Genomic DNA, 14,381 nt, shown 5'->3' on the forward strand with positions numbered 1-14,381 from the left:
ATCCCAAGAACGTACCAAATTATCGTCCAAATTCAACCGGTCTAGGCCATATTGTGTGATATTTGGGACATCTTCTTGGTCCGAATCCACTAGGACTTGCAAGCGAACCGCCCCTGGAGCCTCGCATGCAAACCACCCTGCACCGGCTGTTTCTGTCCCATCCGCACAGCGTCGATGAATCCTACGGCGAGCATTTCCTGTTCGCGCTCGGCTTCGCCGCGCGCCTGTTCGGCGCCGCGTTGGCGGCGCTGGTGCACGCCGTCATTCCCTGCCTGTTCGAGACCACTGCCAGCCGCATGATCCGGCAGATGCACGAGCGCATCACGCGTCGCGGCCAGGCGCTGCAGCCCGCCGAGTAGCGAGCGCCGCGACTCGAGAGTCTGAGACCAATATGTGCCGATGGTTGGCCTATCTGGGCGCGCCGGTGTTCCTTGAGGACTTCATCGCAAAACCCTGCCAGAGCCTGATCGCGCCGCAAGTTATTTTCGCAAAAGCCGAAGATCGCCGCGCCGGCGCCCCCTGCTACTGTGCATGGGGTTGTTTTTCAGATTTTGAGTCGGGCTAGACCGAGAAGCTCGTCCCGCAGCCGCAGGACGCGGTGGCGTTGGGATTGTTGACGCGGAACGAGGCGCCGATCAGGTCATCGACGAAATCGACCTGCGATCCCGCCAGAAACGGCTGCGAGGCGGAATCGACCAGCACCACCGCGTTGTCCTGCTCGATCACGAGATCGTCGTCGGCGCGGGCGCGGTCGATGTCGAACTTGTACTGGAAGCCGGAGCAGCCGCCGCCCTCAACCGAGATGCGCAGCATCGCGCCCGATCCTTCGCCCTTGAGGATCTCCCCAATCCGGCGTGCGGCCCGGTCGCTGATGGTCACGGCAGTCGTCATTGCTGGTCTCCGATAGTCCCGGCGTCATACCCAATTCATTTGGTATCCCGCGCCCGACATAGTTAAGTGCCACCATCCGCAGAATCAAATGGATAGGGACTAAATTCGCCGTGTCCGTCGGAATGGCAGCCCCCCGCGCGCCCTATGCCTGCGACCCCGATCGCAGCCGCGGCCGGCTGGTCGCCGAGCCCCCAAGCCGGACCCGCAGCCCGTTCCGGCGGGATTGCGACCGGGTGATCCATTCCACCGCGTTCCGCCGCCTCAAGTACAAGACCCAGGTGTTCGTGTTCCACGAGGGCGACCACTACCGCACCCGGCTGACCCATTCGCTGGAGGTGGCCCAGATCGCCCGCGCGCTGGCCCGCCAGCTCGGGCTCGACGAGGACCTCACCGAAACTCTCGCGCTCGCGCACGATCTCGGACATCCGCCGTTCGGGCATGCCGGCGAGCGGGCCCTGGACACCTGTCTGAAGGCGTTCGGGGGCTTCGACCACAATGCCCAGACGCTGCGCGTCGTGGCTTCGCTCGAGCACCGCTATCCCGAGTTCGACGGGCTCAACCTGACCTGGGAATCGCTGGAAGGCATCGTCAAGCACAACGGCCCGCTGACCGATCGCAGCGGCGCCCCGGTCGGGCGCTACCGCGAGCATGGCGTTCCCGTCGGGATCGCCGACTACGTCAAGACCTACGATCTCGAATTGTGGAGCTTCGCGTCGCTGGAGGCGCAGGTCGCGGCGATCGCGGACGACATCGCCTATGACGCCCACGACATCGATGACGGCCTGCGCGCCGGCCTGTTCCAGCTCGACGATCTCAAGGTGATGCCGTTGACGGCGGAGATCATCGCCGAGACTGCGGCGCATTATCCCGATCTCGAAGACGTCCGGCGCGGTGCCGAGCTGGTGCGCGAGCTGATCTCGCACCTGATCGGAGCGGTGTTTGCGGAGACGGAGAAGAACCTCGCTGCGACCAGGCCGCAATCGGCCCAGGACGTCCGGCAGCTGAGCCGGGCGCTGGTCGCGTTCCCCACCGAGGTTGCCGAGGAGGAGGCCGCCATCAAGACCTTCCTGTACCAGCACATGTACCGCCACGAGCGGGTGATGCGGGTGATGGCGGAAGCCGAGCAGATCCTGTTCGATCTGTTCGCAAAATACCTGAAGTCCCCTGGCGAGCTGCCGCCGGAATGGCTGCTGGGGTCGGAGGCGGACGACGAGGGCGACCGGGCCCGCCGGATCGGCAATTTCATTGCCGGAATGACCGACCGCTTCGCCCTGACCGAGCACCAGCGGCTCTTTGACTCGACCCCGGATTTGCGTTAGGCGGCGGCCATGCCCCAGACATCCTCATCGCTGCATCTTTTCGCCGACGTGCTCGCGCGCGTGCACGCTGCCTGCCGCGCGCTTGCGGCGGATTCCAGCTGGCCCGAGGGCATCGATTTCTCCCGCGTCGTGGTCGAGCCGCCGCGCGATGCCTCCCATGGCGACATGGCAACCAACGCCGCCATGGTGCTGGCAAAAGAGGCAAAGGCAAAGCCGCGCGATCTCGCCGAGCAGATCGCCGAGCGATTGCGTTCCGACGCGCTGATCGCCAAGGTCGATGTCGCCGGTCCCGGCTTCATCAATCTGACGCTGAAGCCGGCCGCCTGGGCCGAGGCGCTGCGTACCGTGCTGCGCGAAGGTGCCGATTACGGCCGCATCCGGGGCGGCGCGAAGGTCAATGTCGAATACGTGTCGGCCAATCCGACCGGGCCGATGCATGTCGGCCATTGCCGCGGCGCCGTGTTCGGCGACGCGCTGGCGAGCCTGCTTCAGTTCGCCGGCCACGACGTCACGCGCGAATACTACATCAACGACGCCGGCGCCCAGGTCGACGTGCTCGCGCGCTCGGCCTTCCTGCGGTATCGCGAAGCGCTCGGCGAGGACATCGGTGCGATCCCGGAAGGGCTCTATCCCGGCGACTACCTCAAGCCGGTCGGGCAGGCGCTGGCGACGGAGCATGGCAACAAGCTGCTCGCGATGAGCGAGGCCGAGTGGCTGCCGACGGTGCGCGCCAAGGCGGTCGCGATGATGATGGACGAGATCAAGGACGATCTCGCCGCCCTCAACATCCGCCACGACGTGTTCTTCTCCGAGCGCTCGCTGATCGAGGACGGCAACAACAAGGTCGCCCAGACCATCGATTTCCTGAAGGCCAAGGGCGACATCTACGAGGGCCGCCTGCCGCCGCCGAAGGGCGCGCCGGTCGAGGATTGGGAGGACCGCGAGCAGCTGCTGTTCAAGGCGACCGCGTACGGCGACGACGTCGATCGGCCGCTGATCAAGTCGGACAATTCCTACACCTACTTCGCCTCGGACATCGCCTATCACAAGAACAAGTTCGACCGCGGCTTTGCCGAGATGATCGACGTCTGGGGCGCCGACCACGGCGGCTACATCAAGCGCATGCAGGCGGCGGTGAAGGCGACGACGTCGGGCAAGGGATCGCTCGACGTCAAGATCGTCCAGCTGGTGAAGCTCTTGCGCAACGGCGAACCGGTGAAAATGTCCAAGCGGAGCGGGGACTTCGTCACCTTGCGTGAGGTGGTGGATGAAGTCGGCCAGGACGCCGTCCGCTTCATGATGCTCTACCGCAAGAACGACGCGGTGCTGGATTTCGACCTCGCCAAGGTCATGGAACAGTCGCGCGACAACCCGGTGTTCTACGTCCAGTACGGCCACGCCCGCGGCCACTCGATCTTCCGCAACGCGAGGGCCGAAGTGTTCCCGGACCTGCCGGAGGATGCCGACAAGCGTATGGTCTGGCTGAGTGAGTCGGCGGTGGAGCGGTTGTCAGACCCGGTCGAGCTTGAACTTCTCAAGCGGCTCGCAATATATCCGCGTATGCTCGAAGCCGCTGCTGCGGCCCACGAGCCGCACCGAATTGCCTTTTATCTCTATGATTTAGCCAGCGAATTTCACGCACTTTGGACGAAAGGGCGTGATTTGCCCTATTTACGCTTCATTATCAATAATGATGCAGATCTTACAAAGGCGCGATTGGCAATGGTCCAGGGCGTCGTCTCGGTCCTGGCATCGGGCCTCGCCATCCTCGGCGTCCATGCCCCGGACGAGATGCGGTAGTTTGGGGCGAACTACTTAAGGGGAATTCGGGGGGTAACCGGCAGAAGCCGGATCGCTTAGACTTGGTTGAAAGCCTTGTGGGTCGAAAGCCGTGCCTTGGTCGAGGGGCGCGCGGCTTTCCCGAAGGGACGCATCATCACGATGGCCGAACGATATCAGGACAGACCGTTTCCTTCCGATGACTATGGTCGCGGCGACGATCAGCATGGGAAGGCGGAAAGCGATCCCTTGGCCGAGCTCGCCCGTCTGATCGGGCAGACCGATCCGTTCGCAGCGCAGTCGCGGCCGACGGCACGCCCGCCGGCAGCGCCCGCCCAGAGCTTTGAAGACGACGATTACCGCCAGCTCGATGATCTGCAGGACAACGCCGGGCAGGCGCCGCCGCCCGGGCCGCCCTCATGGATGCGGCGCGCCAACGTGCAGCCGGCACCCGCGCCGGAGCCCGACTATCCGGTGACCGTAAGCCCGGTTCATCCGCTGCATCGTTATGCAGCCAAGCCTGCCGCGCCCGAGCCTGTCGTTCATCAACCCCAGGCCCACCAGGACACCTATCAAGATCAGGCTCATCAGGAGCAGGCCTATCAGCAGCATGGTCAGGCCTACCAGGAGCAGTCCTATCAGGAGCCGTATGCGCAGCCTGATCCGTCGCGCTACGACGATGCGCTCTATGGTCGGCTGGAGACGGGCGAGCAGGACTATCAGCGTGAGCCGGCTTATCCCGACGATCCGTACGCCTACCAAAGCGACTATCCCGAGGACGAGGTCGAGGAGCCGAAGAAGCAGCGCGGCGGCATGATGACGGTTGCGGCGATCCTGGCGCTTGCGGTGGTCGGCACCGGTGCGGCGTTCGCCTACAAGACCTATATTGGCTCGCCTCGCAGCGGCGAGCCGCCGATCATCAAGGCCGACAACACGCCGACCAAGATCGTGCCGGCGCCGACGGACTCCTCGGCCAAGGTGCCGGATCGTATGGTCAGCGGTGACGGCACCGAAAAGATCGTGCCGCGCGAGGAGGCCCCCGTCGACGTCAACGCCAAGGCGGGCGGGCCGCGCGTGGTGTTCCCGCCGCTGAACCAGAATGCGAACCCGCCGTCAGTGGCGAGCGTGTCGCCGTCGAACGTGCCGCCGCCGAGCGCCGGGCCGACCCCGAGCAACGGCACGCTGCCGAACAATTCGCCGCGCCCGATCAGGACCGTGGCGGTGAAAGGTGACCAGACCGATAGCGCCGCGCCGCAATCGGCCGCCGCCAAGCCGGCGCCCGCCGCGCCGAAGCCTGTTGCCGCGCCAGTTGCGCCCGCCGCGCCGCGCAATCCGCCGACCTCGGCCAATGCCAGCGCCAACCAGCCGATGTCGCTGGCGCCGCAATCGTCGCCCGCGGCCGAGCCGCCGCAGCGGATGGCGGCGACCAATCCGGTTCAGATCGCGCCCACCAGCAGCAGCGGCGGCGGCTACATCGTGCAAGTCTCCTCGCAGCAAAGCGAGGACAGCGCTGCCGCGTCCTACCGGGTGCTTCAGAGTAAATATGGCAGCGTGCTCGGCTCGCGGTCCCCAGTCATCAAGCGGGTCGATCTCACCGACAAAGGCAAGGGTATCGTCTACCGCGCCTTTGCCGGCCCCTATGGCTCGGTTCAGGAAGCGACGCAGGCTTGCAACAATCTGAAGGCCGCAGGCCTGTCCGACTGCTTCGTCCAGAGGAATTAACGGCGGTTTCCTTGACCCCCTCATAGGGCAGGGTTAATCGGCCGTTATGAGCACGCGGGCCTTCATTACCGGCGTATCCGGAACGGAACTGACCGCCGCCGAGCGGGAGTTTATCCGTGCCGAACGCCCATGGGGCTTCATCCTGTTCAAGCGCAATGTCGCGACACCGGCGCAAGTTGCTGCGTTGGTTGCGGAATTGCGCTCGGTCGCGAATGCCCCTGACGCACCGGTCCTGATCGACCAGGAGGGCGGACGGGTGCAGCGGCTGGGGCCGCCGCACTGGCCGGTCTATCCGGCGGGGGCTGTCTTCGCGAATTTGTACGACACCGATTCGGCCCTCGGGCTCACCGCGGCGCGCCTCAGTGCCCGCCTGATCGCGGCCGATCTCGCCGATCTCGGCATCACCGTGGATTGCCTGCCGTTGGCTGACGTGCCGGTGCCGGGCGCTGACGCGGTCATCGGCAATCGGGCCTACGGCACGGAGCCGGGCAAGGTCGCGGCGATTGCGCGCGCGGTCACCGAGGGTCTGGAGCAGGGCAGCGTGCTGCCGGTGCTCAAGCACATTCCCGGGCATGGCCGCGCCACTGCCGATACTCATTTCAAGCTGCCGACCGTCGACACGCCCCCGGACGAGCTGGAACGGACCGATTTCGCCGCCTTCAAGCCGCTGGCGGGTCTGCCGATGGCCATGACTGCACATGTTGTGTTTAGCGCCTTCGACCCCGCCCATCCGGCGACGACATCTGCGACAATGATTGCTGACGTGATTCGCGGCGCAATCGGGTTCCAGGGTTTGTTAATGAGTGATGACGTGTCGATGAACGCGCTGTCGGGGAATATCGCCGAGCGGACCCGCGCCATCTTCGCGGCCGGCTGCGACGTGGCCCTGCATTGCAACGGCAACATCGACGAGATGCGCGCCGTCGCCGGCGAGACGCCAGAGTTGGTTGGCAGGGCGCTGGAGCGGGCGAACGCCGCGCTCGCCGCACGCAAGTCGCCGCAGCCGTTCGACCGCGTGGCCGCACGCGCCGAACTGGACGCATTGATCGCACGGGCAAACACGGCATCGGCATGACCGCAGAAATCCTATCGTTTGAAACCGGGCGGCCCGCAGAGCTCGCCGAGGGTGAGCCGGCGTTGGTGGTGGACGTCGAGGGCTATGAGGGTCCGCTCGATTTGTTGCTCGCGCTGGCGCGGCAACAGAAGGTCGATCTCGCCAAGATTTCGATCCTCGCGCTGGCCGACCAATACCTGCATTTCATCGAAGCCGCGCGAAAGATCCGGCTGGAGCTCGCCGCAGACTATCTGGTGATGGCCGCATGGCTCGCCTTCCTGAAGTCGCGTCTGCTGCTGCCGGAGCCGCCGAGTGCGGAAGGCCCGAGCGCCGAGCAGATGGCGACGGCGCTCGCCAACCGCCTGCGCCGCCTGGAAGCAATTCGCGAAGCCGCCAACCGGCTGATGAACAGGCCGCAATTGCAGCGCGACATCTTCCCGCGTGGTGAGCCCGAGCACATCGCCGAGATCAAGCACCCGAAATACACGGCAACGCTCTACGACCTGCTCACCGCTTATGCCGCGCAGCGCCAGTCGCGCGTGCTGGCGAGCGTGCATCTGGCCAAGCGCACGGTGTGGTCGCTCGCCGAAGCGCGCGCCACGCTGGAGCGGCTGGTCGGCAGCATCACCGAGCAGGACGATTGGGGTGTTCTCGACGACTTCCTGATCCGGCATGTCGCCGACCCGACGCAGCGCGCAACGGTGTTCGCCTCGAGCTTTGCCGCCGCGCTGGAATTGGTGCGCGAAGGTCAGCTCGAGCTGAATCAGAAGGAAGCGTTTGCGCCGATCTATTTCCGGAAGGGGCGCCCAAAACCGGTCCCGGACGCAGCTCCTGCGCCTGATGCGCCGGTCGCTTAAGTGCAAGAAGGAGAATCTGCCATGGCAAGCCTGGCTGAAGTGCGGGTAGAAGAGGCCGAGCCGATGGAGAGTGAATCCCAGGCGCGTCCCGAGGAATTGCGGCTGCTGGAGGCGCTGCTGTTCGCCTCGAGTGAACCGCTGGACACCGCGACGCTGGCCAAACGCATGCCCGAGGGCGTCGACGTCAAGGCGGCGCTCGAGCAGTTGCAGGCCGATTATGCCTCGCGCGGCGTCAATCTCGTTCGCGTCGCCAACAAATGGACGTTCCGCACTGCCGGCGATCTGGCTTGGCTGATGACGCGGGAGAGCACCGAGACCCGCCGCCTGTCGCGGGCCGCAATCGAGGTGCTGGCGATCATCGCCTATCACCAGCCGGTGACGCGGGCCGAGATCGAGGAGATCCGCGGCGTGGTCACGTCAAAGGGCACGCTCGACGTGCTGCTCGAGACCGGCTGGATCAAGCCGCGCGGCCGGCGCAAGACGCCCGGCCGGCCCTTGACCTTCGGAACCACCGAGGAGTTCCTGTCGCAATTCACCCTGGAACAGCTCAGCGACCTGCCGGGCCTGGAAGAGCTGAAGGGCACCGGCCTGTTGGATTCGCGCCTGCCCACCGGCTTCAGCGTGCCGACGCCGTCGGACGATCCGGCGCTGCGTGAGGACGAGGATCCGCTGGAACCCGGCGATGACCTCGATCTCGCCCTCGCGCCTGCGGTCGAGCCCGAAAGCCCGCCGGAAGGCGGCAATGAGGGGGGCGGCGAGGGCGGCACCGAAGAGTGATGCCCCGGCGAAATACGGGCCCCTGCGACAGTTAACACTAGCAAGATTGCGTAGCGCCGACAGCGAATTGGCGCTGCCTTGGTCCTTGTTTTTGAGACCTGCCAAGCCTAGGTTTCGGTGAAGATCGGCCGGGTCCCCGGCCATGCGCGTTTGGAGGGTTGCAGGATGGGTTCACTCAGCATTTGGCACTGGATCTTGGTGATCGCAGTGGTCCTGCTGCTGTTCGGCCGCGGCAAGATTTCGGATCTGATGGGCGACGTGGCGCAGGGCATCAAGGCGTTCAAGAAGGGCATGCAGGACGACGACAAGCCCGCCGAGAAGCCCGAGCCGGCCAAGTCGATCGAGCACAATGCGGCGCCGACCGCGGCACGGACCGACGTCGGCAGCAAGGCCGTCTGAGCCGGAAGAAGCACGCGAGACCCGGGTAGCGGCCCCGATCCTGCGCGCAAGGGATTGGGCCGGCTCCGGCTTCGCGTGAACGGAAGACCTCATGTTCGACATCGGCTGGAGTGAACTGGTCCTCATCGGGGTCGTGGCCTTGATCGCCATCGGCCCGAAAGAGCTGCCGGGCGTGCTGCGCATGGTCGGGCAATGGATGGGCAAGGCGCGCAAGATGGCCGCCGAATTCCAGGGCCAGTTCCAGGAGGCGATGCGCGAGGCCGAGATGGCCGACCTCAAGAAGAGTTTTGACGAGGTCAAGGAAGCCGCCACGGGATTCAATCCGCTGACCTCGCTCCAGCAGGACGTGAGCGACGCGCTTCGCGTCGATGCGCTGGACAAGCCGGCCGAGACCTCGGCCGCCACTGCCGTCGATCCGCCCGTCAAGCCCACGACACCGGAGACCCCGACGCCTTCGACCTTCATCGAAGCCGAAGCGCATGCGGCCGCGAACGAGCCGCTCGCGATCACCCGTGAGGTCGAGCAGGCAAAGGTTGCGCAGGACACCGCGCCATCCGAAGCGATCAAGGACGCCAAAGCGTCATGACCGACGCCGATATCGAGGCCAGCAAAGCGCCGCTGATGGACCATTTGATCGAGCTGCGCTCGCGGCTGATCAAGGCGCTGCTCGGCTTTGGCGTGGCCTTCATCTTCTGCTTCTTCTTCGCCAAGCAGATCTACAACGTCCTTGTCTGGCCGTTCGTGTGGATCGCAGGTCCCGAGAACTCGAAATTCATCTACACGGCGCTGCTCGAATATTTCATCACCCAGCTCAAGCTCGCGCTGTTCGGCGCCGGCTTCATCTCGTTCCCGATCGTGGCGACGCAGATCTACAAGTTCGTCGCGCCCGGGCTCTACAAGCACGAGAAGCAGGCCTTCCTGCCGTATCTGGTCGCGACCCCGTTCTTCTTCGTGCTCGGCGCGGCGCTGGTCTATTTCGTCGTGCTGCCGATGCTGGTGCGCTTCTCGCTCGGCATGCAGCAGGCCGGCGGCGACGAAACCGCGCAGATCCAGCTGTTGCCCAAGGTCGGCGAATATCTGTCACTGATGATGTCGCTGATCTTCGCCTTCGGCATCGCCTTCCAGCTGCCGGTCATCCTCACGCTGCTCGGCCGCGTCGGCATCGTGAGCTCGAAGATGCTGCGCGAGAAGCGGCGCTATTTCATCGTCATCGCCTTCGTGATCGCGGCCGTGCTGACCCCGCCCGATGTGCTCAGCCAATGCTCGCTCGCGATTCCCTTGCTCGCGCTGTACGAGGGCTCGATCATCGCGGTGGCGATGGTGGAGAAGAAGGCGGCGGCCTCGTCGCAAGCCACCGGCACCGACGTGTCGACGCCGGCCAAGCCGGCGGAGTAGGGCACTTTCGCACTATCATGTCGCTGTCCAGCCCATGATTCGTCATGCCCGGGCTTGACCCGGGCATCCACGACTTGATCTAAGGCGGCAGACACGTGGATGGCCGGGACAAGCCCGGCCATGACGGGAAGACAGCCATGCACGACATCAAAGCGATCCGCGACAATCCGCAAGCCTTCGACGCCGGCCTCGCGCGGCGTGGCCTGAAGCCGATGTCGGCCGCGCTGCTTGCGATCGACGAGAAGCGGCGTGAGGCGATCCTTGCCTCCGAGCAGGCGCAGGCGCGGCGCAATGCAGCTTCGAAGGAAATCGGCGATGCCAAGAAGGCCAAGGACGAGGCGCGCGCGGCCAAGCTGATGGCCGAGGTCGCCGAGCTCAAGACCACGATGCCGGAGCTCGAAGCGGCTGCGAAAGCCGCAGACGAAGAACTGACCAGAGAGCTGTCCGCGATCCCGAACATTCCATTCGACGAAGTACCGGATGGTGTCGACGAGCATGGCAACGTGCAGCGCCACGTCTATGGCAACAAGCGCAACTATAGCTTCGCGCCAAAACTGCATGACGATCTCGGCACCGCGCTCGGCTACATGGATTTCGAGGCGGCGGCAAAGCTCTCCGGCGCGCGTTTCGTCGTGCTGAAGAAGGGGCTGGCGCGGCTCGAGCGTGCCATCGGCCAGTTCATGCTCGATTTGCATACCACCGAGCACGGCTACACCGAGATCAATCCGCCGCTCTTGGTGCGCAACGAGGTGATGTTCGGCACCGGACAATTGCCGAAATTCGAGGACGACCAGTTCTGGGCGATCAAGGGCGAGCTGCTCGCCGCGCCAGACCATGAGCGGCTGAAGACCGAGCGCCTCGGTCTGATCCCCACCGCCGAAGTCTCGCTCACCAATCTCGCCCGCGAATCCATCCTCGACGAGAAGCAATTGCCGATGCGGCTCACCGCGCTGACGCCGTGCTTCCGCGCCGAGGCGGGTGCGGCAGGGCGCGACACCCGCGGCATGATCCGCCAGCACCAGTTCACCAAGGTCGAGCTGGTGTCGATCACGACGCCGGAGATGAGCAAGAACGAGCTGGAGCGGATGCTGTCCTGCGCCGAGCAGGTGCTGCAGAAGCTCGACCTGCATTATCGCGTGATGACGCTCTGTGCAGGGGATATGGGCTTCTCGTCGCAAAAAACCTACGACATCGAGGTCTGGATGCCCGGGCAGGGCGATGGCGGCATGTTCCGCGAGATCTCGAGCTGCTCGGTCTGCGGCGACTTCCAGGCGCGGCGCATGGATGCCCGCTCGCGCGGGCCCGACGGCAAGCCGCGCTTCGTGCACACGCTGAACGGCTCCGGCACTGCAGTCGGCCGCGCGCTGATCGCGGTGATGGAGACCTATCAGCAGGAGGACGGCTCGATCGCGGTCCCGGACGTGCTCCAGCCCTATATGGGCGGGCTGAATGTGATCGCGCGCGACTAAAGCGTTTTCGAGCGAAGTGGGCCCGGTTCGCGTCAAGAAAACGCGGCATCACCAGAATCGCGTTGCGAAGATCGGGCGGCCGGCTATCCTGCTGGCCCGTCCACGCGAAACCCCTCGTTCATGGCCTTGCACCGCGACATCTTCTGGGTCGGAAGACAATGGGCGGTGACAGGGGCCGGGATCCAGGCCATCGATCAGCGCCTCCGCGGCGTTCTGGACATCGAGATCGCGCGGCTCTGGGACGACGATCTCGTGCAGAGCCGGCGGGCCAAGCCCGGGGTCAATGCTGCCGATTTCGACAAGGCAATGAGCGTGGCACGCGAACGCTTTCCGCAGGAGCCGACGTCTGACCCGCTCGTCGCGCAGCTGAAGGCGCTCGGCGTCCTCGAGGCTTCCGTCGTGAACCCGGTCGTGCCGGCCATGCAACTGCGTGCGGAAGGCCGGCTTGCGCGCTTCCTGCCGCAATGGCGCGTTCGCCGTTAGCGGGACCCGACCAGGGAACCGGCCGCCGGACCGCAATCGTCCAGTTTGCCTGATCGGCCCTGGCCGGATAAGACGGCTCAGACCCGCTTTCAAGAATCGAACCTTTTCGCATGCGCATTCTCTGCACCAATGACGATGGTATTCACGCTCCCGGCCTCAAGGTCGTGGAGGAGATTGCGCGCGCCTTGTCCGATGACGTCTGGGTGGTGGCTCCCGAGCTCGACCAATCCGGTGTGTCGCATTCGCTGTCGCTGAACGATCCTTTGCGTCTGCGCGAGGTCGGCCCGCGGCACTTCGCCGTGCGCGGCACGCCGACGGACTGCGTCATCATGGGGGCGCGCCATATCCTGGGCGCCAAGCTGCCCGATGTCGTGCTGTCCGGCGTCAACAAGGGCCGCAACGTCGCCGAGGACGTGGTCTATTCCGGCACCATTGCCGGCGCATTGGAAGGCACCATTTTGGGGTTGCCGTCATTCGCATTGTCGCAGGAGTTCAGCGTCGAGACGCGCGAACGGCCGCCGTGGGACACGGCGCGCAAATTCGGGCCCGATATCCTGCGCAAGGTGATCGCCGCCGGCGTTCCGAAGGACACCGTCATCAACATCAACTTCCCGTCCTGCGCGCCGGAGGATGTGCTGGGCATCCGCGTCACGCGGCAAGGCAAGCGCAATCTCGGCTTCCTCAGAATCGACGAGCGCAGGGACGGCCGCGGCAATCCCTATTTCTGGATTGGCTTCGAACGGACCGCGATGCTCGACACGCCCGCCGATGGCACAGATCTCGCGGCGCTGCGCGAGCGCTTCGTCTCGGTCACCCCGCTCAGGCTCGACCGCACCGACGAAGCGTTTTCGGAGCAGCTGGGCCTCACCCTGAAATAAGGAATTAGCCGCCGCGAAGCGCGGCCTCGATGGTCTTGCCGAGCGCGTCGAGCTGAAACGGCTTCTGCAGCGCCGGCCGGTCACGGTACTGTTCCGGCAGGCCAGAGGAGCCGTAACCGGTCGCGAAGATAAACGGGCAGCCCTTGGCCATGATGACATCGGCGACCGGCGAGATGACCTTGCCGTTGACGTTGACATCGAGAATGGCGAGATCGAAATCGGTGGATTGCGCAAGCCGCATGGCTTCGGTGATGTCGCCCGCTTCGGCGGCAACCTTGTAGCCCAGCTCCTCCAGCATGTCCGCGACCATCATTCTGATCATGACCTCGTCCTCGACGAGGAAAACAGAGCGGCCCGAAAGCCCTGTCGCAGTCATAGGTGAATCCTTGCCCATTCACTTAAACGTTCGCAGATAACGATAGGCGACGCAATGCGCGTTTCGGCGAACGCAAACTCCACAAATGGCTTAGCGCTTTAGGCGCCTGTTGTGGTCAAATGCTGCGCCGAAAGGCTATCACGAGTTCCTGAGCCGGAACAAGATTCTCGTCTCGGGTTCTTGCGGTGCAGTACGGCGATCCGCCAGACGAGATGAGCGATAGCAGCAATGACGCCCCAGGAGCACCCGCCGGAAAAGATGATGTTTCAGCTCACGCTGAGACGTCGGGGCATCAGCGACCAGGCTGTGCTGCGGACCATGGAAGAGGTGCCGCGCGAGCTTTTCGTCGACGAGGTCTGTCGCGACGACGCCTATCGGGATAGCGCGCTGCCGATCGCCTGCGGGCAGACCATCAGCCAGCCCTTCGTCGTCGCCTACATGACCGAGCAGCTCCAGCTCCAGAAGCAGCACCGGGTGCTCGAAATCGGCACCGGCTCCGGCTACCAGGCCGCCGTGCTGTCGCGGCTCGCCGGCCAGGTGCTGACCGTCGAGCGCTATCGCAAGCTCGCCGACGCGGCACGCGCCCGGCTTGAAAAGCTCGGTTGTCACAATGTCGAGGTGATGCTCGGTGACGGTCTCAATCTGCCTCCCAACATCGGTCCGTTCGACCGCATCATCGTCACCGCCGCGATGGAGCAGATTCCGGAGAACCTGGTCGAGCGGCTGGAGGTCGGGGGCATCCTGATCGCCCCCGTGGGCCCGCATCAGGGCGTGCAGACGCTGACCCGCCTGGCCCGCACCGAAACCGGGATCGAGCGCAAGGAACTCGTCGAGGTCCGCTTCGTGCCGGCACTGCCCGGCGTGGCGCGGGAGCTGTAGAATCCCGGATCGGCAGTGCCGCCAACATCTTATTGTGAGGGTTAAGCCGTTATTTACTCGGCGCGTGTTTACTTAAAACACCAGTTCTGTTGCGTACGAGTGA

Annotated in this window: 17 protein-coding genes; 15 read left to right on the forward strand and 2 right to left on the reverse strand. The window is 64.8% G+C overall.

Going from position 1 to position 14,381, the window contains the following annotated elements:
• Positions 1-125 precede the first annotated feature (125 nt).
• Complete coding sequence (locus HZZ13_RS09905; RefSeq protein WP_197959418.1) at positions 126-359, forward strand: DUF6356 family protein; 234 nt, start codon at positions 126-128, stop codon at positions 357-359.
• 44 nt (positions 360-403) lie between these two features.
• Positions 404-565, forward strand: a complete 162-nt coding sequence (locus HZZ13_RS36735; protein ID WP_246504357.1) for a hypothetical protein — start codon at positions 404-406, stop codon at positions 563-565.
• Here the strand turns inward: HZZ13_RS36735 and erpA are convergent.
• Positions 562-891 carry an iron-sulfur cluster insertion protein ErpA gene (erpA, locus tag HZZ13_RS09915; RefSeq protein ID WP_197952508.1) on the reverse strand — a complete coding sequence of 110 codons (330 nt, stop codon included), beginning with the start codon at positions 889-891 and terminating at the stop codon, positions 562-564. The two genes, HZZ13_RS36735 and erpA, sit on opposite strands and share 4 nt — an antisense overlap.
• Positions 892-1,001: 110 nt before the next feature.
• Here erpA and HZZ13_RS09920 point away from each other — a divergent pair, with 110 nt between their 5' ends.
• The 12 genes from HZZ13_RS09920 (at position 1,002) to surE (ending at position 13,023) form a co-directional block, all read left to right on the forward strand.
• Entirely contained in the window at positions 1,002-2,210 is a 1,209-nt protein-coding gene (locus HZZ13_RS09920; RefSeq protein ID WP_197959419.1) for a deoxyguanosinetriphosphate triphosphohydrolase, read from the forward strand.
• A gap of 9 nt (positions 2,211-2,219) precedes the next feature.
• Positions 2,220-4,010, forward strand: a complete 1,791-nt coding sequence (gene argS, locus HZZ13_RS09925) for an arginine--tRNA ligase (RefSeq protein ID WP_197959420.1) — start codon at positions 2,220-2,222, stop codon at positions 4,008-4,010.
• Positions 4,011-4,151: 141 nt separating this feature from the next.
• Positions 4,152-5,711, forward strand: a complete 1,560-nt coding sequence (locus HZZ13_RS09930; RefSeq protein WP_197959421.1) for an SPOR domain-containing protein — start codon at positions 4,152-4,154, stop codon at positions 5,709-5,711.
• A gap of 46 nt (positions 5,712-5,757) precedes the next feature.
• Entirely contained in the window at positions 5,758-6,786 is a 1,029-nt protein-coding gene (gene nagZ / locus HZZ13_RS09935) for a beta-N-acetylhexosaminidase (RefSeq protein WP_197959422.1), read from the forward strand.
• Positions 6,783-7,622: a segregation and condensation protein A gene (locus HZZ13_RS09940; RefSeq protein ID WP_172783664.1), complete on the forward strand. Its 840-nt coding sequence runs from the start codon at positions 6,783-6,785 to the stop codon at positions 7,620-7,622. The genes nagZ and HZZ13_RS09940 overlap by 4 nt, the downstream gene beginning before the upstream one ends.
• A gap of 21 nt (positions 7,623-7,643) precedes the next feature.
• Positions 7,644-8,399: an SMC-Scp complex subunit ScpB gene (gene scpB / locus HZZ13_RS09945; RefSeq protein ID WP_197959423.1), complete on the forward strand. Its 756-nt coding sequence runs from the start codon at positions 7,644-7,646 to the stop codon at positions 8,397-8,399.
• 165 nt (positions 8,400-8,564) lie between these two features.
• Positions 8,565-8,798, forward strand: coding sequence for a twin-arginine translocase TatA/TatE family subunit (locus HZZ13_RS09950; protein WP_197959424.1), 234 nt, complete (start codon positions 8,565-8,567; stop codon positions 8,796-8,798).
• A 91-nt stretch (positions 8,799-8,889) separates the two neighbouring features.
• A complete protein-coding gene (tatB, locus tag HZZ13_RS09955) occupies positions 8,890-9,384 on the forward strand; it encodes a Sec-independent protein translocase protein TatB (protein ID WP_197959425.1) in 495 nt (164 codons plus the stop codon).
• A complete protein-coding gene (tatC, locus tag HZZ13_RS09960) occupies positions 9,381-10,193 on the forward strand; it encodes a twin-arginine translocase subunit TatC (protein ID WP_197959426.1) in 813 nt (270 codons plus the stop codon). Before tatB ends, tatC begins: the two co-directional genes overlap by 4 nt.
• Before the next feature lie 137 nt (positions 10,194-10,330).
• Positions 10,331-11,662 (forward strand): serine--tRNA ligase, encoded by a 1,332-nt coding sequence (gene serS / locus HZZ13_RS09965; protein WP_197959427.1) that lies wholly within the window; start codon positions 10,331-10,333, stop codon positions 11,660-11,662.
• A gap of 120 nt (positions 11,663-11,782) precedes the next feature.
• Positions 11,783-12,145 (forward strand): hypothetical protein, encoded by a 363-nt coding sequence (locus HZZ13_RS09970; RefSeq protein WP_197959428.1) that lies wholly within the window; start codon positions 11,783-11,785, stop codon positions 12,143-12,145.
• A gap of 110 nt (positions 12,146-12,255) precedes the next feature.
• The gene (gene surE, locus HZZ13_RS09975; protein ID WP_197959429.1) at positions 12,256-13,023 is read left to right on the forward strand and encodes a 5'/3'-nucleotidase SurE; all 768 of its coding nucleotides are present in this window, start codon (positions 12,256-12,258) and stop codon (positions 13,021-13,023) included.
• Between the two features lie 4 nt (positions 13,024-13,027).
• On the opposite strand, the gene HZZ13_RS09980 is transcribed toward surE, so the two are convergent.
• A complete protein-coding gene (locus HZZ13_RS09980) occupies positions 13,028-13,399 on the reverse strand; it encodes a response regulator (RefSeq protein WP_197959430.1) in 372 nt (123 codons plus the stop codon).
• Positions 13,400-13,627: 228 nt separating this feature from the next.
• Between HZZ13_RS09980 and HZZ13_RS09985 the strand changes: the two genes are divergently transcribed.
• A complete protein-coding gene (locus tag HZZ13_RS09985; RefSeq protein WP_197959431.1) occupies positions 13,628-14,278 on the forward strand; it encodes a protein-L-isoaspartate(D-aspartate) O-methyltransferase in 651 nt (216 codons plus the stop codon).
• Positions 14,279-14,381: the final 103 nt, after the last annotated feature.

Origin of the sequence: Bradyrhizobium agreste, assembly GCF_016031625.1 — a bacterium.
In the GTDB taxonomy this organism is placed as follows: Bacteria; Pseudomonadota; Alphaproteobacteria; order Rhizobiales; family Xanthobacteraceae; genus Bradyrhizobium; species Bradyrhizobium agreste.

What these genes read in the sequence shown, in the direction of transcription:
- scpB (WP_197959423.1), top strand. Translation starts at nt 7,644, where the DNA reads ATGGCAAGCCTGGCTGAAGTGCGGGTAGAAGAGGCCGAGCCGATGGAG.
- HZZ13_RS09985 (WP_197959431.1), top strand. Translation starts at nt 13,628, where the DNA reads ATGACGCCCCAGGAGCACCCGCCGGAAAAGATGATGTTTCAGCTCACG.
- tatB (WP_197959425.1), top strand. Translation starts at nt 8,890, where the DNA reads ATGTTCGACATCGGCTGGAGTGAACTGGTCCTCATCGGGGTCGTGGCC.
- nagZ (WP_197959422.1), top strand. Translation starts at nt 5,758, where the DNA reads ATGAGCACGCGGGCCTTCATTACCGGCGTATCCGGAACGGAACTGACC.
- HZZ13_RS09940 (WP_172783664.1), top strand. Translation starts at nt 6,783, where the DNA reads ATGACCGCAGAAATCCTATCGTTTGAAACCGGGCGGCCCGCAGAGCTC.
- erpA (WP_197952508.1), bottom strand. Translation starts at nt 891, where the DNA reads ATGACGACTGCCGTGACCATCAGCGACCGGGCCGCACGCCGGATTGGG.
- HZZ13_RS09905 (WP_197959418.1), top strand. Translation starts at nt 126, where the DNA reads ATGCAAACCACCCTGCACCGGCTGTTTCTGTCCCATCCGCACAGCGTC.
- HZZ13_RS09970 (WP_197959428.1), top strand. Translation starts at nt 11,783, where the DNA reads ATGGCCTTGCACCGCGACATCTTCTGGGTCGGAAGACAATGGGCGGTG.
- argS (WP_197959420.1), top strand. Translation starts at nt 2,220, where the DNA reads ATGCCCCAGACATCCTCATCGCTGCATCTTTTCGCCGACGTGCTCGCG.
- HZZ13_RS09930 (WP_197959421.1), top strand. Translation starts at nt 4,152, where the DNA reads ATGGCCGAACGATATCAGGACAGACCGTTTCCTTCCGATGACTATGGT.
- HZZ13_RS09950 (WP_197959424.1), top strand. Translation starts at nt 8,565, where the DNA reads ATGGGTTCACTCAGCATTTGGCACTGGATCTTGGTGATCGCAGTGGTC.
- surE (WP_197959429.1), top strand. Translation starts at nt 12,256, where the DNA reads ATGCGCATTCTCTGCACCAATGACGATGGTATTCACGCTCCCGGCCTC.
- HZZ13_RS09980 (WP_197959430.1), bottom strand. Translation starts at nt 13,399, where the DNA reads ATGACTGCGACAGGGCTTTCGGGCCGCTCTGTTTTCCTCGTCGAGGAC.
- tatC (WP_197959426.1), top strand. Translation starts at nt 9,381, where the DNA reads ATGACCGACGCCGATATCGAGGCCAGCAAAGCGCCGCTGATGGACCAT.
- serS (WP_197959427.1), top strand. Translation starts at nt 10,331, where the DNA reads ATGCACGACATCAAAGCGATCCGCGACAATCCGCAAGCCTTCGACGCC.